The 21,293-nt window shown below is 44.7% G+C and carries 13 protein-coding genes; 10 read left to right on the forward strand and 3 right to left on the reverse strand.

Features of this window, described 5'->3' with window-relative positions; translation table 11 throughout:
• Positions 1-11 precede the first annotated feature (11 nt).
• Complete coding sequence (locus HWQ41_RS24945) at positions 12-629, reverse strand: reverse transcriptase N-terminal domain-containing protein (RefSeq protein ID WP_292768997.1); 618 nt, start codon at positions 627-629, stop codon at positions 12-14.
• Positions 630-1,584: 955 nt separating this feature from the next.
• On the opposite strand from HWQ41_RS24945, the gene HWQ41_RS24950 reads away from it, so the two are divergent.
• From HWQ41_RS24950 to HWQ41_RS24975, 6 genes are all read left to right on the forward strand, one after another.
• Entirely contained in the window at positions 1,585-3,027 is a 1,443-nt protein-coding gene (locus HWQ41_RS24950) for a HAMP domain-containing sensor histidine kinase (protein ID WP_292769000.1), read from the forward strand.
• 202 nt (positions 3,028-3,229) lie between these two features.
• A complete protein-coding gene (xseA, locus tag HWQ41_RS24955) occupies positions 3,230-4,498 on the forward strand; it encodes an exodeoxyribonuclease VII large subunit (protein WP_292769031.1) in 1,269 nt (422 codons plus the stop codon).
• A complete protein-coding gene (gene xseB, locus HWQ41_RS24960; protein ID WP_292769003.1) occupies positions 4,491-4,718 on the forward strand; it encodes an exodeoxyribonuclease VII small subunit in 228 nt (75 codons plus the stop codon). The genes xseA and xseB overlap by 8 nt, the downstream gene beginning before the upstream one ends.
• 486 nt (positions 4,719-5,204) lie before the next feature.
• Complete coding sequence (locus HWQ41_RS24965) at positions 5,205-7,463, forward strand: ATP-binding protein (protein ID WP_292769007.1); 2,259 nt, start codon at positions 5,205-5,207, stop codon at positions 7,461-7,463.
• Positions 7,460-7,933, forward strand: a complete 474-nt coding sequence (locus HWQ41_RS24970) for a response regulator (RefSeq protein WP_292769009.1) — start codon at positions 7,460-7,462, stop codon at positions 7,931-7,933. The genes HWQ41_RS24965 and HWQ41_RS24970 overlap by 4 nt, the downstream gene beginning before the upstream one ends.
• A 2-nt stretch (positions 7,934-7,935) precedes the next feature.
• Positions 7,936-10,923, forward strand: coding sequence for a response regulator (locus HWQ41_RS24975; protein ID WP_292769011.1), 2,988 nt, complete (start codon positions 7,936-7,938; stop codon positions 10,921-10,923).
• Between the two features lie 6 nt (positions 10,924-10,929).
• On the opposite strand, the gene HWQ41_RS24980 is transcribed toward HWQ41_RS24975, so the two are convergent.
• Both HWQ41_RS24980 and HWQ41_RS24985 read right to left on the reverse strand, forming a co-directional pair.
• Positions 10,930-11,634: a Uma2 family endonuclease gene (locus tag HWQ41_RS24980; RefSeq protein WP_292769014.1), complete on the reverse strand. Its 705-nt coding sequence runs from the start codon at positions 11,632-11,634 to the stop codon at positions 10,930-10,932.
• Between the two features lie 12 nt (positions 11,635-11,646).
• Entirely contained in the window at positions 11,647-11,943 is a 297-nt protein-coding gene (locus tag HWQ41_RS24985; protein WP_292769017.1) for a hypothetical protein, read from the reverse strand.
• Positions 11,944-12,732: 789 nt separating this feature from the next.
• Between HWQ41_RS24985 and HWQ41_RS24990 the strand changes: the two genes are divergently transcribed.
• From HWQ41_RS24990 to HWQ41_RS25005, 4 genes are all read left to right on the forward strand, one after another.
• The gene (locus HWQ41_RS24990; RefSeq protein WP_292769020.1) at positions 12,733-13,491 is read left to right on the forward strand and encodes a sucrose-phosphate phosphatase; all 759 of its coding nucleotides are present in this window, start codon (positions 12,733-12,735) and stop codon (positions 13,489-13,491) included.
• Positions 13,491-14,123 carry a Holliday junction branch migration protein RuvA gene (ruvA, locus tag HWQ41_RS24995; RefSeq protein WP_292769023.1) on the forward strand — a complete coding sequence of 211 codons (633 nt, stop codon included), beginning with the start codon at positions 13,491-13,493 and terminating at the stop codon, positions 14,121-14,123. The genes HWQ41_RS24990 and ruvA overlap by 1 nt, the downstream gene beginning before the upstream one ends.
• A 220-nt stretch (positions 14,124-14,343) precedes the next feature.
• On the forward strand, positions 14,344-15,531 hold the full coding sequence (bioF, locus tag HWQ41_RS25000) for an 8-amino-7-oxononanoate synthase (protein WP_292769026.1): 1,188 nt from the start codon (positions 14,344-14,346) through the stop codon (positions 15,529-15,531).
• Positions 15,532-16,074: 543 nt separating this feature from the next.
• Positions 16,075-21,132, forward strand: a complete 5,058-nt coding sequence (locus HWQ41_RS25005) for a PAS domain S-box protein (RefSeq protein ID WP_292769028.1) — start codon at positions 16,075-16,077, stop codon at positions 21,130-21,132.
• Positions 21,133-21,293: the final 161 nt, after the last annotated feature.

The following is a 21,293-nucleotide window of genomic DNA, read 5'->3' on the forward strand; positions in this document are numbered from 1 at the left end:
CTTAGCTATGATTAGCGATCGCTCTCTGGAGAAAAACTTTTTGGTTTACTGTTAAATATTGCCTCTCTTGCATCATGACATGAGCGCCCAGGTCTGAACCCATATGAGTTAGGTTCAAATCGCGCTTCCCATTCTGGCTCTAATGCCAGTTTGAACAGCGCTTGCAAGGCTCGGTCGTTCATTACGGGAATACCCAAAGGTCGTTTCTCATCCGTTCCTGGTTTGGGAATCCAAACCCGTCGTGTCGGTTTCACCTTTGAGTTAGGTTTTAATATGGCAACCAGATTAAGACGTGCTTCTGGGGATAGTGATTTAACACCGTCCACTCCTGCTGTCTTTTTGCCCTGGTTATCTTGTGTGACCCGTCGAACCGATAGACACTTTGCACCCCAGGAATTAATCAGCGTCTTTTGGAGTCTGCGAAATGCTTTGACATCACCACGACGAGATGCTTTGTAAATTCGTTTTTGCAACTTAAAAACACGTCTTTCTAACTTACGCCAGTTGATGTGTTTCCATTCCACCATCGATTCATTGTCCCTTACCTTCTTAATTCGGTTAGTCTTCAGGGGGAGAAAACCGTTTTTGTTGGGTTTGGGAGCAATTTGTCGTGTATTAGACTTTTGCATTGCTACTCATAACTTTACATTCCAAATCACCGTAAGTCCGTCAGCATATCCCTGTCATTACAATAGGGCGTTCGCTTCTGACTTAATCTTTCCTCTCGTTGCATACGGTTAGCACCTACTCAGTTATCGACCTTGCTGAGAGCAAACGAAAGGTTACTTCGTTCCGAATAACCATTGTTAGAACCCTTAGAATGATGCTTTCCACCGGGTTTATTGGGAGTGCAACTGGTCAACGGGGAAATTGCCAGCCCCATTTATCCCTTGCCTTTTGGCTCCAACGCATTAAGCCTTATTTCGCTGGTTTTGTGTCACGATGGTTCGGCGCATCTTTGCTTTTGCTATTCATAGGTTCATGCTCGAAGGGGAACCAGCTTAGGCTGCCAGTTGTTCCTCCTTTTCATCCCGCTTTACGGATTGATGGCTAGTCGCTAACGTAGGGATGATGCTGTTACCGTTGCACCTACGGAGAGGGACTTCTTCATAGTTTCCTTTGGAGTCACCCTCATGGTTATTCAGTTATCATCTGAGAGAGATTAAAGTGCGAACTCAACCCAATGGGGTTATCTCTCAAATGCCACTCATCCCTGAGTATTTCTACTCATTTCGAGTGAACGAATCGCACTCCCCAGCCACAAGGGGATGGGGTTTTACACACGATCCATAAAAGAATACACAGTAGTAGAAATTTTAAGGTAATTCTCAGCAGAAATTAATTTAATTACTAGTAAATGTATTTATATTCTTATTAGCGAAGGATTTGCGAAGTTGAAAGGGCAATGAAATAAAAATATTTAGCAATCTTTTGGGAATGGTTGCCCTTTTCACTGTAAGTATGCAACAAAGGTAAGTTCAAATCAGCTATAACTAAAGATGTAGCGGTTGACAGTAACTTGAAATTTAGCAGTCTGATTTTATTGATCAAGCCTTCTTCAACACCTAAAATGCAACCAGAACAGTGAAGCAAATCATAAAAGTTTGGATAAATATAGACCCATTTTCTTTACAGTCACGCCTCACGGTTGGTATTGCAGCATTTTCAGCTTTGGTATTAGGTAGCTTCGCTACATGGACTAGTTGGAAAATGCAACAAATTTTAGTTGATAGTCATAAGAATAATATAGAACAAATCGCCAAGCGCTTGCCGCAAGATGTGCAAATTTATAGTGAAATGATGCAACCGGAAACTGGATTGCAAAAGGCTATTAATAATCTGACGAATACCAATACATTATTATGGTTAAAAAGTCCTGATAATAAAATTATAGTAAAATCTGCTACTTTAGATTTGTTATCTGATACTACGGTAGCTGAGTTAATGTCCCTGACTAAGATGCCGATTAAACCACAAGTTTACAAAGTAAACCAAAGCTACTTTGTTTTATGCAGTAGTTCTGTGCAAGTGCAGGGTAAATTGCTCGGTGAGTTATTTGTAGTAAAGGACATTACCCGCGAACAGACAATGTTTGTGGTAATGGTGCAGAGTTTAAGTATTACTAGCGTTTTGGCGATTATTGTTTTAACTGGTGCGATCGCATTTTATATTAAGCGTTCTCTGCAACCTCTGCGCCAGCTAAATCAAATGACTTCTGTGATTTCCGCTGAAGATTTAGGACAAGCACAGCTATATCTTGATAATGCACCCAGCGAAGTCAAAGAATTAGCTCAAACCTTAACGATGCTGTTATCACGCCTTTCCCAATCATGGCAGCAAGAACGAGAATTTGTGAGTAATGTTTCTCACGAGTTACGCACACCCTTAACGATTGTACATGGTTATTTGCAAAGCGTCTTGCGAAAGCAAAATAACTTAACCCAAACCCAACAAGAAGCTTTAGAAACTGCTGCATCGGAAGCGGAACGCACTATCCGCCTGCTACAAGATTTACTTGATTTAGCACGAGCAGATAGCGGTTACTTATACTTTCAAATGAAATCTTATGTGCTAAATGACTTGGTTGAAGAAGTTGTCATGATGGCAGAAAAATATAGCGATCGCACAATTAAAATCGAGTCAAAATTTTATCCAATTGAGGTAAAGGCAGACTACAGTCGTCTCAAACAAGTATTATTAAATTTGATTGATAATGCAATTAAGTATTCTGAAGCTGATACACCCATAATTTTTAAGTTAAATCAGCTTCCAGATCAGACAATTATTCAAGTTTGTGACCAAGGCTATGGCATTCCTTTGCAACACCAAACACGGATATTTGAGAGATTTTATCGCGTAGATGAATCCCGCTCTCATGCTACTGGGGGTTGTGGTTTGGGTTTATCGATTGTCAAGACACTTATAGAAGGTATGAAGGGTAGTGTAAGTGTGCAATCAAAGTTAGGGGAAGGGAGTACGTTTACAATCAGTTTACCTACATATATAGGAATCCGATTTGATTCCTGAACTTACTTGCGTAGGGAGGGAACTCTTAACAGGAAAGAAGGGAATAGATGTATACTGAGTTATTTCAAAAATCAAATACGAGTCCTATAGCAGCTCTATCTGATTTGTTTTAATCAAAGATTAAAGCATTTACTGGCATAAACTTCCGTTTTGATGAAAAATGCTAGAATCGCTCCAGCACAAATGCTTTCAGGCATCTTTGATGACTTTCGACCTTCCCGACTCTCTCATTCTCGATACAGCACTTTCGGTATCTGGATTAACTGACTATATCCGCTTGCTGTTAGAGCAAGATGAACAATTACGGCAAGTTTGGGTAACTGGCGAAGTTTCCAGTGCTAACCATCATCGTAGTGGGTTATTTTTCACGCTGCAAGATACCGATCGCACCGCCGGAATTAAGTGTGTGGTATGGAATAGCCAATTGCCAAAACTCGCGCAGATACCCGTTCCCGGTGAGCAGATAATCATTTTAGGCAGTATTCGCGTGTATCCGCAACGGGGAGAATATCAGTTATCAGTTTGGCAGACTCTACCTGCTGGTGTTGGTTTACAGGCGTTGCGCTATCAACAACTTAAAAATCGCTTGCTGGCTGAGGGGTTGTTCGACGCGCAAAGAAAGCGATCGCTCCCAACCCACCCCCAAACGATCGCTGTCGTCACTTCACCAACGGCTGCTGCTTGGGGTGATATTCAAAAAACCCTCAAGCAAAGGTATCCAGGTTTACACGTTTTATTTTCTCCGGCTACAGTACAAGGTGAGCAAGCGCCGGAATCTATCGTCAAAGCAATTGAGCGGGTGGAAAGAGATGGTCGCGCCGAAGTGTTAATTTTATCGCGTGGTGGCGGCGCTGTTGAGGAGTTGGCTTGCTTTAATGATGAACGAGTGGTGCGATCGCTTGCTAGTTGTTCTATTCCTGTAATTACTGGTATCGGTCATCAACGAGATGAATCTTTAGCAGATTTAGTTGCAGATGCTTGTGTGCATACACCGACTGCGGCGGCGGAAATGGTTGTGCCAGCACTTGCAGAGTTGTATACTGAGCATCGGGGGCGAATTGTAGCTTTACATGAGGCGGTGCATGACTTTAGGGAAAATACTGAGAATAAACTGCAAGTATTGCGGAATCGTTTGCGGCGTTTGCGGTTAGATCGACAAGTGCAGCAGGAGGTGGAAAAGCTAGCTTGGAAGCGTCAGCATTTGGTGCAAATTACGACGGGGCGATCGCAGCAAGCAACGCAGCATCTAGAATTGTTACGGCAAAAGTTGGCTAGTCTTGACCCGCAAGCGGTGTTACAGCGTGGTTATGCGGTGGTGAGACGGGAAGATGGAGCGATCGCACGTTCGGCGGCGGAGTTGACTGTGGGGCAAGAGTTAGTGATTCAGTTGGGGCAGGGTGGGGTTAAAGTAAAGGTTATGGAAGTGAACGAACCGCAGAGGCGCAGAGGACACAGAGAGGTTAATGGTTAAACGTAAGAGTGCTTCTAGTTCTGAGGAAGGTTGGAATTATGAGGCGAAGGTTGCTGAAATAGAGGGAATTATTACTCGCATTGAGGCGGGTGAGTTGGAATTGTCAGCTGTGTTTGACCAATTTGCAACTGCTGTTGAGTATTTGCGTCAGTGCGAAAGTTTTTTGCAGCAGCGACAACAGCAGGTAGATTTGTTGATTGAAACATTAAGCGAAGAGTAGAAGCTAGAGCCTGACATCAAGGCTGAAACAGTCAAATTTCAACCCGTATATTCCCGACTTCTTGGAAAAGTCAGTGACTTGTTTCTGCGCGTTTGATGCAGAATTGCTATAGTTAAAGTATCTATTTAAAACCTGTATATTTTATAGAGAGTTTTATTAGTCAGTTAAATATAATTAAAAATCTAAACAGCTAAAAAGAAATAATTGGACTTAGTAAATCTCTGTTTTAACTACATATTCAACATTTCTGATTTATGCCAGAGTTTTAATGAGGAGTTTGATAAACTGAGAATGATATCATGTCCGGGTAATTAGTTGTGATTCTCATAGCCATTGCACCCCACACGCCAGTCGCTCATGGGGGGAACCCCCTGTTCCCGCACTGGCTCCCCTTAATCCCCTAAGAGCCTACTCTTAGGGCAGACATAGCGCAGCTTTGGCTCTTTGGGGTTCTTGGGCTTTAATAAGTAATCAAGCGGATATGATATGACTGATGAGACGATTGATTTGACAAACTGCGATCGCGAACCGATCCACACTCCAAGTCTGATTCAGCCTCACGGGGTTTTACTAGTTTTGCAAGATCCTACCCTGGAAATCATTCAGGTAAGCAGCAACACCCAGGAAGTTATTGGCCGTCAACATGAGAAATTGCTGGGCAAGCCACTATCAGACTTACTGGATGTCAAGCAGATTAAGCTGATTCAACAATGTCTGACAGAGGATTTTGAAAGCATCAATCCTCTCAACCTGTCAATCAAACATCTGAATAAATCAATTTATTTTGATGGCATTCTGCATCGTTTAGATAATATCATTATTCTGGAATTAGAGCAGAAAAAAGCGAAGGGCAAAACAGGATTTTTTGACTTCTATCAACAGGTAAAAGGAACCATCACTCGCATTCAAAAAGCACCTACGCTGCTGGAAATGTGCCAAATCGTGGTGAAAGAAGTGCGGCAAATCACTGGCTTCGATCGCGTCATGGTCTATCGATTTGATCGGGAAGGGGCAGGTAGCGTCATCGCTGAAGACACGAATCAGGAAACGCCCTATCTGGACTTACACTATCCACCCTCAGACATTCCCAAGCAAGCCCGACAGCTATATACTCTCAACTGGCTGCGGCTGATTCCAGATGCCAGCTACCAGCCTGTTGCCTTAATTCCAGCAAACAATCCCTTGACAAATCAACCGCTTGATTTGAGTCTATCGGTGTTGCGGAGTGTTTCTCCGATTCATCAAGAGTACCTGCAAAATATGGGCGCGATCGCCTCCATGTCTATTTCTCTGATACACGAACAAAAGCTTTGGGGATTGATTGCCTGTCACCATTCGTCACCCAAATATGTTTCTTACAATATCCGCACCATGTGCGAGTTCATTGGACAGGTGATGTCTGTGGAACTGGCAAACAAAGAAGCCAGTGAAGACATTGACTACAAAAGGCAATTGAAGTCGTTACAAACCCAATTTGTGGAAGCGTTGTCTCAGGCTGAGTATTTCCTGGATGGCATGATACAACTGAAATCTCAATTACTCAATTTGGTCAGCGCCACCGGAGCGGTGATATGCAGTGGCGACCAGTGTATTCGAGTGGGTAAAACACCATCGGAGTCAGAGGTTCACGCCTTACTCGATTGGATTAAACCTCACCTCTATCATAACTTGTTTGAGACGCGATCGCTCACTAAAAATTACCCTGCCGCCGAGTCATTTAAAGCGATCGCTAGTGGGGTGTTAGCCCTGGAAATTTCTAGAGTTCACCACAATTACATTCTCTGGTTTCGTCCAGAGGTAATTCAAACCGTGAATTGGGGCGGCAACCCCCACAAACCTGTAGAAGTTGTGTCAGATGGCAGTTTCCGAATGTCTCCTCGCAAATCCTTTGAATTATGGCAAGAAACGGTGCAAGGGTCTGCCCTGCCCTGGAAATCCTGTGAAGTTGAAGCGGTTACTGAACTGCGAAGCCTGATTGTGGGCGTTGTGTTGCGGCAGGCAGACAAACTGGCATTGATGAATTTTGAATTACAACGGAGTAACGAAGAACTCGATTCCTTCGCCTACGTTGCCTCCCATGACCTGAAAGAACCACTGCGGGGCATTCACAACTATGCTAACTTCTTAATGGAGGACTATGCAGAGGTACTCGATGACGATGGGGTTGGGAAACTCCAAACTATGGTGCGGCTGACGCAGCGAATGGAAGACCTGATCAATTCACTCCTGCATTTCTCCCGGTTGGGACGCGCCCAACTGATCCGGCAACCAGTGAATCTGAATGAGTTAGTGCCGCAGGTAATCACCACCTTGACTATTACCCGACCGCAGAGCGAAGTCGAGTTTCGCATTCCTCAACCGTTTAAGAGCGTTCAATGCGATCGCTCTCAGATTAATGAACTCTTCACCAACCTGATCAGCAACGCCATTAAGTATAATGATAAACCTGAGAAGTGGGTCGAAATTGGTTTCATCGAAGGAAATGGGGAAAGAAAAGTTGCTCCCAATTCTCTGACTTTCTACGTTCGTGATAACGGCATTGGCATCCCCCAAGAACATCTCGACAAAATCTTTCAGATATTCCGCCGCTTACATGGACGGGACGAGTTTGGCGGTGGGACTGGGGTAGGGTTAACCATTGCCCGCAAAATCGTGGAACGGCACGGTGGTAGAATTTGGGTGGAATCTATCCCGACTCAAGGCAGTACGTTTTACTTCACCCTGTCAGCGGAGGCAAACACATGATTAGCATTTCAGCTTTTCCTGTCAGGCCAACGCCATTGCTTTTAATTGTAGAGGACAGCAACGAAGACTTTGAGGCACTGCAACGATTTCTAGGGCGCTCTGCCATTGCGATCGCCACTCATCGATGTGTGAATGGGGAACAAGCCTTGGCGTTTCTTTATCGGACTGGCTGCTATGTGGAGCGCGAGAGTGCGCCGCGTCCCGGCTTGATTGTGCTGGACTTGAACCTACCCGGAACCGATGGCCGAGAAGTGTTGCGCCAGATTAAACAGGATGATAACTTGAAGATGATCCCGGTCGTGGTGTTTACTACCTCTAACAATCCCAAAGATATCGAAGTATGCTATCGATACGGTGCCAACAGCTACATAGTTAAGCCGATCAATTTTGCTCAACTCAAAAAAGATATTCAGATGTTGGTAGAGTATTGGTTTGATGTGACGACACTGCCCGATTGCCCGAAGGATTAGTTATGAGTCAGAGATCGCGCATTGTCTTAATTGTCGATGATTCCCCAGAAGATCGAGAACTCTATCGGCGGTGTTTGCTGCGCGATCGCGAGTATTCCTATACACTTTTGGCAGCAACCTTGGGACGGCAAGGACTGGAACTTTGGCAGCAACACCAGCCAGATATTATTTTACTTGATTATCGACTGCCCGATCTGGATGGACTGGAATTTCTGGCGCAATTGCAACTTCTGACTCAACAGCCGTGCCTACCTGTGATTGTGATCACGGGGCAGGGCAGTGAGGCGATCGCAGTTCAGGCGATGAAAGCCGGCGCACAAGATTATCTAGTCAAAGAGCAAATTACCCCAGAAGGGCTGCAAATAGCAGTAAATGCGGCAATTGAAACAGTGCAGCTACGCACCCAACTGCAACAGCGTATTGAACGAGAGCGCGTAGTCGCACATATTACCCAGCAAATTCACCAATCGCTGAATCTGGAGCAAATTCTTCAGACAACCGTAGCCGAAGTCCGGCAGTTTCTCCAGACTGATCGCGTCCTGGTTTTTCGGTTAAAACCTGACGGGGATGGCACAGTCGTAGCAGAATCGGTTGGGGCACAGTGGCGATCGCTGTACTTTTCTACTATCCATGATCCCTGCCTCGCTGAGAACTACATCGCATGGAATCGACCGGAAACTGTCAGCTACGATCCCGCTTTTGTCGAGAATTATATCGAACGCTATCGTCAGGGTTACGTAACCGCGATATTTGATATTCACCAGAGCAGTATTGACCCATGCCACGTTGAATTGTTAGCTCAGTTTCAAGTGAAAGCTAATCTGGTCGTGCCAATTCTGCAAGATCATAAGTTTTGGGGATTGCTAATTGCTCATCATTGTGCATCCCCTCGATTTTGGCAGCCCTTAGAGATTGACTTGCTCAAAGAACTGGCAATTCAGGTGAGTATCGCGTTGCGACAGGCAGAACTGTATCAGCAGGCACAGCATGAACTAAAGGAACGCCAACAGGTAGAAGCGGAACTGCGCCAGAGCGAAGAACGGCTGCGATTGGCACTGTCAGCCTCTCGAATGGGAACGTGGAACTGGAACATGCAAACGGGAAAAATTTCCTGGTCGGATAACTTGGAACCCTTATTTGGACTAGAACCAGGAGAGTTTGATGGCTCCTATGAAATGTTTGTCGCGCGGTTGCACCTTGACGATCGCGATCGCGTGCTGGCAGCCGTAGTTCATGCGATCGCCACAGCCGAAGACTATGACATTGAATTTCGGGTAGTATATCCCAACGGCAACATTCGGTGGGCACTGAGCCAGGGTAAGGTGTTCTACGACCAACACGGGCAACCGATTCAGATGGCAGGTATTGATCTAGATATCACCGAACGCAAACGGTCAGCCGAAGCTCTGCGGGATAGTGAAGAACGTTTCCGGCAGCTCGCAGAAAACATTGATGCGGTGTTCTGGATCAAAGAGGTGCCAGAAAACCGAGTTAGCTATGTCAGTCCTGCCTACGAACGCCTGTGGGGATTGAACCCGCAGGAATTGTATGAAAACCAACAAGTATGGGTTAATCGGATTCATCCACAGGATCGGGAATCGACTGATAGAGCGTTTCAGGAAAAAGCTGTCGCAGGTGAATTTGATCAAGAGTACCGCATTGTTTTAGCCGATGGCAGTATTCGCTGGGTAAGAGATCGCTGCTTTGGGCTTCGAGATGAAACAGGAGAGATTTATCGGTTTGCAGGTATTGCCGAAGACATCAGCGATCGCAAACAAGTTGAAATCGAACGCGATCGCCTGTTGTCACAGGAGCAATTAGCCAGAGCCGAAGCCGAACGCGCCAATCGGATCAAAGATGAGTTTCTTGCCGTTCTCTCCCACGAATTGCGATCGCCTCTCAACCCCATTTTAGGCTGGACAAAACTGCTGCAAACCCGCAAATTTGATCAAACCAAAACAGCTGAAGCTTTGGCTACCATCGAACGCAACGTTAAACTGCAAACTCAACTGATTGATGACTTGCTCGATATTGCCAAGATTCTGCGCGGCAAACTCAGCATGGATGCATCTCCTGTGAATCTGGCATTTTTCATTGAATCTGCGCTCGACGCGGTAAGGACAGCAGCCATTGCCAAATCAATTCAGTTGCATCCGCTACTGCCGAATATTGGGCAAGTCTCTGGAGATTCCACCCGCCTTCAACAGATCGTTTGGAACTTACTTTCCAACGCTATCAAGTTTACCCCCAACGGAGGACGGGTAGAAATCCGACTAGAGCGAGTGGATGATCAGGCACAGATTATCGTCAGCGACACGGGCATTGGCATTAACGCTGACTTTCTCCCGCATATTTTTGAGTCATTCCGTCAGGAAGATGTCTCAATTACTCGCAAGTATGGGGGATTAGGATTGGGGTTGGCGATCGTCCGTCAGTTAGTTGAGGCTCACGGCGGCACGATCACGGCTGATAGTCCCGGTGAAGGCTTTGGAGCCATCTTTACAGTCCGGTTGCCACTGCTGAATGTTGAACCGGAAATCAAGCAGACAGATAAGTTGCCACAACAAGCACTCGAACTTACGGGGATTCGAGTCCTCACAGTAGATGATGACGCCGATGCCCGTGAGCTATTAACAGTATTGCTTGCTGAATACGGAGCAAAAGTGCTGACTGTTGCCTCGGCGGCAGAAGTGTTGGCAAATCTAGAGTCCTTCCAACCCGATGTGTTAGTCAGTGATATTGGGATGCCCGAAGTTGATGGCTATACCCTGATCCAACAGATCCGAACTTTAACCCCCGAAAAAGGCGGACAGATTCCGGCGATCGCTTTGACTGCCTATGCCAGAGTTGATGATCACCAGCGAGCCATAACCAGTGGTTATCAACGACACGTTACCAAGCCCCTTGATCCAGAAGAGTTAGTTCAAGCTGTAGTGGCACTCACACACTGTAAACTATACCATCTCATTCCTCAAAATAATTCGGTTTAACCCTTTTTAAATACTTATTTGCTGAATAAACATTTGATGCTCCACTGAATTTAGCCCTTTCTGCAACACTGCCAACACCTGTTGCATATTTCCCGCAACTAATGCTGATACATCAAGCCACAATCCCGGAAACACTTGACTTTGAATTATGCCTGACGCATTTGGAATCAGGGCTACGTATTCACCATTTTGCAAGCTGAACCAACTAACAGTGCTATCAAAAACCTGCCAAACAATATATTCCTGAATGCCATTGCGGCGATAGGCACGTTTTTTATCATACAAATCTTTGCTGGCACTGCTGGCGGCAACTTCTGCTACTAATTCTGGCGCACCTTCTACGTAACCATCAGTACCCAGATGAGACAATCCGCCACACGCTGCATCGATTAACAAAATGGCATCAGGCTGGGGTTCATTATGTAAATCTAGCCGCACAGTTGGATTATCGCCCAGTCTGACACCGGGCGTAGCTACTTTATAAATTCCCAGCCAAATCATTAAATTACCATGCGGTTCGGCATGTGCTTCAAAGCCCAAAGGTGATGCCACGTAAACGACTCCTTCAATCAATTCGGCTTTCTTGACATTGGGCATGGCATTGTAGCGACGCTCAAACTCTGGACGAGTGAGGCGATCGCCACTCTCAAGAGGCAGAATATAGGAAGGAGAATTGCTTGGAGTCGGATGTTGTGGAGAGGTGTTGACCACAATAGTTATTTTCTATTGAACCAATCTTAAATCTACTTCCTTATTGTATTCCCGGTAAGCAATCACTTTGCAATGGACTTGTTGACTAACTTGTGGCCACAAAGAAGTGTCCGTGGGTAAACCAGATGAATCACAATCGGGTTTTGTACCAATATCTATAATTCCGCTTAGTTTATAACCGTCAATGACTTGATAGCCAAGGTACACAAAAACACCAAAAGGCTTAACACTTATAATCTCTCCATAAAATTTGTGTCCAATAGGAAGGTTCTGCTTTAACTTCTCCCACTGTTTAGCGATATCACTCATAAGCCTTCTGAGTATGTTAAAAGTTTTTAGAGATGCGATCGCAGGCGGTAGAGGTGGTTAAATTGATTGTATTGTAGTGCATTAAGCAAAAAAGACGTAGCAGTGCTATGTTTTTACATTGTTTTTCGGTGCTACGTCTCTGTAGACATCGCTCAAATTTAAACATTAGTTGTCAAAGTTTGAACGTTTGCAGCTAATGCAACAACATTGATAAGTAATGCTTAAGCATTTGCCGGAAATGTATAAGCATTTGCCACAAATGGTTATACATTTGCAACAAATGCTCTTTCATATATAACAAACGTTTAAGCATTTGCAGGAAATCTATAAGCAGTTGTCGCAAATGCTAATATATTTGCAACAAACGCTCTTCCATATATAAGAAACGTTTAAGCATTTGCTGCAATCGTTGTAATGAAATTATAAATCTATTTATTACTTGAAATATAACAGCAAAGGCAGTTTTTGCAGGAGGAATACTGCTCTGTGTCTCCTGACTTTTTTGTTAAACCAGACTACTACATCTCAATACGCTTGGGTTAAGCAAAGCGCAACCCAACAAAGCCCCGGAAATGTTGGGTTTCATTCCTCAAACGCCACATGCTTCTCCTGTCGGAGACGCTGCGCGAACAAGTCGGGAAACCGCAAGGGCGCAGTGGCTCCCCAACCTACAGAGTTTAGGTTTTTGGCGCTAACACCAAGCGTCTTAGACTACATCTATATTTTCTTTAGATAAGTGTAAAAAGGACATAAACTTTTTGATGGTAAAGCGAAGCACAAGAGGTGGTTATGGCTAAATTTCTTTTTGTAACAGACTTGGATGATACGCTTGTATATCGCACCGTAGGCAATGACAGCGCTTTACCAGAACTAAATCAACTGCTGAGTCAGCACCGCCAAGAATACGGTACGAAAATTGTTTATTCTACTGGGCGATCGCCTGTACTTTACAAAGAACTCCAAGCTCAAAAAAATCTTTTGCAACCAGATGCTCTTGTTCTTTCTGTTGGTACAGAAATTTACCTAGATGGTAGTGATACTCCAGACTCAGATTGGTCAGAAATCCTCTCTCCGGGGTGGGAACGAGAAACAGTATTATCTATTACAAGAAAATATCCTGAGTTAGTTCGGCAACCAGATTCAGAACAGCGTCCCTTCAAAGTGAGTTTTTTCCTACAACAAGATTCATCTGCAAATGTTCTACCACAACTTGAAGCGGAGTTGCAGAAATATAAATTAAATGTAAAGTTAATCTACAGTAGCGGTATTGACCTTGACATTGTACCCCATAGCAGCGATAAAGGTCAGGCAATGCAGTTTTTACGCCAAAAGTGGAAATTTGCAGCAGAACAAACAGTTGTCTGTGGTGATTCAGGTAATGATATTGCTTTATTTGCTGTAGGCAACGAACGGGGCATCATTGTGGGGAATGCCCGAAAAGAGTTACTCCAATGGCACAATGAGTATCCCGCTGATCACCGCTACCTGGCTTCATGTTTTTGTGCAGGTGGAATTATCGAAGGCTTAAATTATTTTGGTCTCTTGTAATGATTAGTTATTTAAAAGGTATAGTCGCTGGTATCCAAACAATTGGCGCTAATCGCGTGATTCTGACTCTGGAAGTGAATGGCTTGGGGTATGATTTGCAAGTTCCCCAACGGCTAGCACAGCAATTACCAGAATCGGGAGGAGTGGCGCAAATTTTTACTCATTTCCAAATTCGGGAAGAAGTGCCGTTACTATATGGCTTTGCTTCGCCAGCCGAACGCGATTTATTTCGCCAGTTGCTGACTGTCACCGGTATTGGTGCAGCCTTAGCGATCGCACTCCTGGACACTCTGGAACTACCAGATTTAGTCCAAGCAATTATCGCTGGCAATACACAAATCTTAATTCAGGCTCCCGGTGTCGGCAAAAAAATCGCCGAACGCATCTGTTTGGAACTGAAAAGCAAATTAGTCGAGTGGCGCAAATCAGCCGGGTTCTTCGTCGCCACAGGTGGCCCAGCACCGGGAATTCTCGAAGAGGTGCAAATGACCCTCTTCGCCTTGGGATATACTGCCCATGAGGTCAGTCACGCCCTGCATGTAGTCAGTGAAGATATCGGACTACCCAAAGATGCCTATGTCGAAGATTGGATTAAACAAGCGATCGCTCATCTCAGCAGCGAACAAGTTTAATTGTCATTTGTCATTTGTCATTTGTCATTTGTCATTTGTCATTTGTCATTTGTCATTAGTTATTCTCCCCCTGCCCCCCTTATGCCCACTGACCGAAAACAACTCATGATACAAGCCCCTAAATTTATTTATTATTTATGGGGATCATTAATTTTGAATTTTGTTAGCGCAGCGTTAGCGAGTCTGCGTTCGCTTTTAGCGTCTCGTAGAGAGCGTCATTTTGAATTTTGAATTCGGAGCGAAGCGACGTGACCCTTATGCTTGGCTAGATGAATCTCTAGCAACAATTCATCGGGCAGACTGGTATCGTTCAGTACAAACAATCCACGGTCGTCCGGGTGCAACGGTGGTTTTAGCTGGAGAAGAGGTAATTAATTTTGCCAGTAATGACTATTTGGGGCTTGCGGGAGATCAGCGGTTAATGGCAGCGGCGATCGCGGCGATCGCCGAATTTGGCACTGGTAGTACTGGTTCTAGATTACTCAGTGGGCATCGAGAATTACACAAAGATTTAGAGTCGGCGATCGCATCTACCAAAAAAACAGAAGATGCCTTGGTATTTAGTTCCGGGTATCTAGCCAATTTGGGTGCAATTACTGCCCTTGTAGGCAAGCGTGATTTAATTTTATCTGACCAGTACAATCATTCCAGTCTGAAAAATGGGGCGATTCTCAGTGGTGCAGCAGTTGTGGAATATCCGCACTGTGATCTTGCAGGATTAAAAACTCAGTTGAGTCAACAGCGACAAAACTACCGACGCTGTTTGATTCTTACTGATAGCGTGTTCAGCATGGATGGCGATTTATGTCCAATACCCGCACTGTTGGATCTCGCTGATGAATATAACTGTATGCTGCTAGTTGATGAAGCTCATGCCACTGGGGTACTAGGAAAAACTGGCGCGGGATGTGTCGAACATTTCGGATGTACGGGAAAGCAGTTAATTCAAATTGGCACATTGAGTAAAGCTTTGGGTAGTTTAGGCGGCTATGTGGCAGGAAGTAGCGCCCTAATTGACTTTTTGCGGAACCGCGCAGCCACTTGGATTTACACCACTGGGCTTTCGCCTGCTGATACGGCGGCGGCCTTAGCAGCAATCAAGATCGTGCAACAAGAACCGCAACGCCGTGCCCAATTGTGGCAAAATGTACATTACTTGAAAAATTTGCTGCAACAACAGTTACCTAATCTAAAATTGCTGCGATCGGAATCACCGATATTATGTTTTCAATTGCCCAGTGCTACAGATGCCCTCAAAGCTGGAAAACAGCTAAGAGATGCTGGCATTTTTGCCCCAGCAATTCGCCCCCCCACAGTGCCTACAAGTCGGATCAGAATATCTTTAATGTCAACTCATGAAGCAGCACATATTGAAAAATTGGTAGCAGTGCTGAAGGATATCTGTTAACTCGTGAGGTTCTAAGTAGGTCGGCGTAAATAATTAAAGGTTTGTAGTGAGCGGCTCCAGCCCTCTCTACGAGATGCTACGCCTAGCTTGCTTCCCCCAAGGGGTACATTACAAGCAAATTTTAAGATTTTTATATTACTTAACATAGTTTGATTTATCCTCGCCCACTTACTTATAGCAATCCTAAACAACATCCCTGACTTCTTTGATAAGTCGAGGATCTGTGGCTTTCAATTTTCACAAATCAAACAGGATTGCTATATAGCAGTTGCCAGGTAGCTTATGTCCTAAGCTAATCATAAAACACTGACACCAAGAGACTTTCAAGCCTGTTAAGAGTTCCCTATTCCCTGTTCCCTGCTATATATAAAATTCACGATAATTTTTGACTTCGCATACTATATTGTTGATAAATTAGCTTCTAACAAAAGAGGTTTTAAAACTAAATAAAAATCTATCTGTGGATAAGTTACTAAAATTTACAAACTAGCTTAGGGTATGTAGAGCCTCTGCAATAAGTATTGGTTGTTCCAAGACATTTTCATGCCCCATATTCATTATTCCCACTTACTGCGTTATGGCATTGTTGTATTAATTGTCGCACTTGCATTAGTGCTGATGTTGATGCTAGACCCCTGGTTAAGCATGAGTGGAACTCCTTTTTTGCTGTTTTTTAGCGCTGTAATGGTGAGTGCTTGGTATGGTGGTTTGAAGTCAGGGCTGTTAGCAACTTCCTTGTCTGCGTTACTGAGCGATTACTTTTTTCTCCCCCCAGCTTATGAGCTAAGTTTTGACTTATCCAATTTTGTGCGAATTGGGTTGTTTGCATTACAAGGGTTGCTTTTTAGTATCCTATGTGATGAATTAAAGACTGCTAAAAGACGGGCTGATGGAAATCTCCAAAAGCTGACAGTTAGTGAGGAGCGATTTCGATTAGCCTTAAATAGTTCAGATATCGTGATCTTTCAGCAAGATCGCGATTTGCGATATCAGTGGATTCATAATCCTCAAGGTCTAGATACTGCTGAGGAAATGTTAGGTAAGTCTGATGATGAATTATTTCCAGCTATAGTAGCAGAGAAATTGAGGGCAATTAAGCTGAAGGCACTTGAGACTGATATTTCAACCCGTGAAGAGGTTTATCTCACAATTTCTGGAGAAGACCGTTACTATGATTTACTCGTTGAACCGCTAAAGGATGCAGACAATAGTATTCAGGGTATTACCTGTGTAGGTGTGAATATTACTGAGCGCAAGCAGGCAGAACTAGAAAAAGCCACGTTGCACCAGGAACTTCAGCAAGCTATTCAGCAAAAAAACGAATCTCTGGCGTTACTCAATGCTTGGCTAACTAGTTCACCAATGGCGCTGGCTTTTCTCGATACTGAACTGCGCTACATTCATGCTAATGAAGCGCTAGCCGTCATTAACGGTGTACCGCAAAGTCAACATATTGGTCGCACCTTTAGGGAAGTACTACCGGAATGGGCAGCCCAAATTGAGCCTGTTTTTGAGCAAGTGATGCAAACCGGGCAGCCCTTACTCAACCAGGAAGTCAGCGGTGAAACCTATCCGCCTGGGGTGTATCGTTATGGTCTTGTCAGCTATTATCCGGTGTGTTTGCCGGATGGGCAGTTGTTGGGAGTGGGCATTAGTTTAATTGATATTACTCAACTGAAACAAACTGAGCAAGCACTGCGGGAAAGCGAAGCGAAGTTTCGCAGCGTGGTTGAGTCAAACATGATTGGTATTGGCTTCTGGCATAGAGACGGTAGGATCACAGAGGCTAACGATGCCTTGCTGAATATGGTGGGTTATTCTCGTGAAGAATTAGTTTCTGGAAAACTTAACTGGCAAAATTTGACTCCTACAGAATATCTGCCACTCGATAAGCAAGCACTGACTCAATTTCAAGACAGCCCCTTTTGCACACCCTATGAAAAGGAATATATCCGTAAAGACGGTTCACGCTTCCCAATTTTGGCAGGTGGCAGCCATTTTGAAGGGACTGTAGATCGAGGTGCTTTTTTTGTTCTCGATATTACAGAGCGCAAGCAAGCTGAGGAAAGACTCCGCTATATTGCCCAAATTAGTAGTTTACTCTCTACTTCGCTGGATTATGAACAAACCTTAGAACAGATTGCCAAAATCTCAGTTCCCCAGCTTGCTGATTGGTGTAGCGTTGACATTTTAAATGAAAATGGTTCCATTCGCCGCCTACCCATTGCCCATGCAGACCCATCGAAAGCGGAGTTGGTGCATAAACTTGAGCAGTATGTCCCAGATTCCAAGGGTGCAAATGTCATCGCTAAGGTACTGCAAACCAGGCAACCAGAATTAATTTTAGAAGTATCTGACTCGCTATTGGTGGCGACTACTCAGAATCACGAACACTTAGAAGTGATTCGGCAATTGGGGATGAAGTCTTTGATGGTTGTGCCTTTAATCGCACACCAAAAAATACTCGGCTGCATCTCCTTTGCCACCGCAGAATCAGACCGTCGCTACGATCGCACTGACTTAACTTTAGCAACAGATATTACCCATCGTGCTGCCTTAGCAGTGGAAAATGCCCGACTTTATCAAGATATCCACCAGACTTTAGTCCATTATGCCGAATCTCTATCTCTTCTAGATGCGCTCTTAGGAGCTGCACCTGTGGCAGTATGCTTTTTGGATCGGGAACTGCGATATATCCGAATTAATCAGGTTTTGGCTGATATTAACGGTTTGACCATAGAAGAACATCTAGGACGCAAATTTGGGGAAGTGTTGCCAGCGATGGCAGCTGAGTTGGAGCTACAGTTACAGCGCGTCTTAGATACTGGAGAACCCCTGCTGAATGTGGAAATTAGCTTTGAGACAAGGGGACAACCAGGACGTTACGGCTACTGGCTGGGCAACTATTACCCGGTCAACAATGCAATGGGTGAAACGGTAGGAATTGGAATTATTTTGGCAGATGTGACAGCAGCAAAGCAAACAGAAGTTGCTTTGCGGGAAAGCGAAGAAAGGTTCCGGGCAATGTTCAACCAGGCAGCTGTGGGCATTTCTCTAGTAGCATTGGATGGAAAATTTCTACAAATTAATCCGGCTCTGTGTGAGATTACTGGGTATAGCCATGAAGAGTTAATCCAAATGAACTTTCAGGAAATTACCCACCCTGACGACTTAAAAGTTGATTGGGAGAATGCTGGGCGAGTGTTTGCAAAAGAAATTAGTGGTTATTCCCTGGAAAAGCGCTACATTCGCAAAGATAGTTCCATTGTTTGGGTAAACCTAACTTTATCAGCAGTTTGTGATGCTAAGGGACTTCCAAAGTATGCATTAGGGATTATTGAAGATATTAGCGAACGCAAACGAGTTGAAACGACCCAAAACTTTTTAGTCGAAGCCAGCACCTTATTAGCTGCGTCATTAGATTATGAAATCACCTTGGAAAGTGTGGCGAATCTAGCAGTTCCAACCTTAGCTGACTGGTGTATTGTAGATGTTTTTCAGGAAGATTGGTCAAGTAAACAAATTGCGATCGCAATTGCCGATGCCACAAAACTAAATACTTTAGACGAAATCCGCCGCCGTTATCGACCCAAAACCAGAGCCAAACAGCTTGTGCTACAGCTAAGGCTGGGAATATCTGTCTTCTATCCCGAATTATCTGAGTCTCATCTTGTACAGATGGCTGAAGACGAGGAACATCTGCAATTGCTGCGAAGTCTGGGTATTCGTTCTCTAATGGTGATTCCAGTTCGTTCCCGTGGGCAATTATTTGGAGCAATCTCTTTTTTTACAGCCGAGTCAGGTCGGCACTACAAACAAACAGACTTGGCTTTAGCAGAGGATATTGCTCGTCGGGCGGCAACAGCCATCGACAACGCCAGACTCTACCAGGAAACTCAACAGGCAAAACAGGCCGCTGAACGGTCTGTCAATCGCACTATTCTTTTACAAAGAATAACTGCTGCCCTCTCAGAAGCGCTAACTCCCCAACAGGTAGCTGATGTGGTGGTGAACCAAGGGATTGCCGCCTTGTCAGCCACTGCTGGTTCCGTTGTCTTACTTACTGAGGGAGGTACTACTCTGAAGGTTGTGCAAGCAATTGGCTATCCGCGATCGATCATCGATACCTGGGCAAATTATCCCATCACAGCATCTAACCAAGTAGCGGAAACAGTCAGAACTAGGCAGCCGATTTTTTTAGAAAATTTAGCAACCTTTATTGCTAAATATCCGAACTTAGCAGATGGAGTGGCTCTCACAGGAAATAATGCCTGGGCTGCCATTCCCTTGATAGTAGAAGGCAAAGTAATTGGGGCACTCGGATTAAGCTTTGCCACTGTCCAAATATTTGATGAAGAAGACCGGGGATTTATATTGACACTAGGGCAACAGTGTGCCCAAGCGATCGCTCGCGCTCAACTTTACGAAGCCGAAAAGACTGCAAGGGCACAAGCCGAGACAGCCAACCGCATTAAGGATGAATTCCTCGCTGTCCTTTCCCATGAACTCCGAACTCCCTTGAATCCGATTTTAGGGTGGGCAAAGTTACTCAGAACCCGCAAGTTCGACGAAGCCACTAGAGTCCGGGCATTGGAAACAATCGAGCGGAATGCCAAGTTACAAACCCAACTGATTGGAGATTTACTTGATGTTTCGCGGATTTTACAAGGTAAAGTCAGGTTAAATCTCTATGCAGTAGATTTAAAAGTAGCGATCGCATCTGCACTAGAAACGGTGCATTTAGCAGCAGAAGCTAAATCAATTGAAATTCAAACGGTGCTAAGTAATGATATCGGCAAAGTTCTCGGCGATAGCGATCGCTTGCAACAAGTGATCTGGAATCTCCTCTCCAACGCCGTTAAATTCACACCCACAGAAGGACGAGTAGAAGTGCGTCTAGAGCAAGTTGGGTTAGATGCCCAAATCCAGGTGATTGATACAGGTAAGGGAATCAACCTGGAATTTTTGCCCTACGTATTTGATTACTTCCGGCAAGCCGATGCCAAGACAACTAGAGTCTTTGGCGGACTGGGATTGGGACTAGCAATTGTGCGTCATTTAGTAGAACTTCACGGTGGTACAGTTCAGGCAGAGAGTCTGGGAGAAGGACAGGGGGCTACCTTTACAGTCAGGCTACCTTTGCTGAAAAATTCTGAGTTACGAGTTGAGAGTCCTGAAGATTCTCAACCAGAAGTCAGTACTGACGACACATTACTGGCTGGAGTGCAAATCCTGCTTGTGGACGATCAAGCTGATGTGCGAGAGTTTTTTAGCTTTGCGCTAGAACAATATGGAGCGACTGTAACGGCAGTTGAATCAGCAGCCCAAGCACTGGAAACACTAGCCCAATCAAAGCCAGATATCCTGTTAAGTGATATTGGAATGCCCTTGATGGATGGCTATATGTTGCTGCGCGAGTTGAGAAAATTACCGCCAGAGCAAGGTGGGGAAATTCCAGCGATCGCTTTGACTGCTTATGCTGGAGAAATTAATTATAACCAAGCAATGACCGCAGGATTTCAAAAACACCTACCTAAACCCGTCGATCCAGTGGATTTAGCTACAGCGATCGTTAATCTCATCGCGCACAATCAACCTTGAGTTTCCTATTTTCTGACTTTTCATCTCATCTGAAAAAACCAACGCCAAACCTAACCCATAGTACGGAAGGGAGAAAAATCAAATTAATATTAATCCCCTCCTCGCTTGCGGGGAGGGGAGACGAAGCGTAGCTTTGGCGGGGTGGGGTTCTTCGGGTTTAA

The sequence above is a fragment of the Nostoc sp. NOS(2021) genome, assembly GCF_017115025.1.
Lineage (GTDB): Bacteria > Cyanobacteriota > Cyanobacteriia > Cyanobacteriales > Nostocaceae > Nostoc.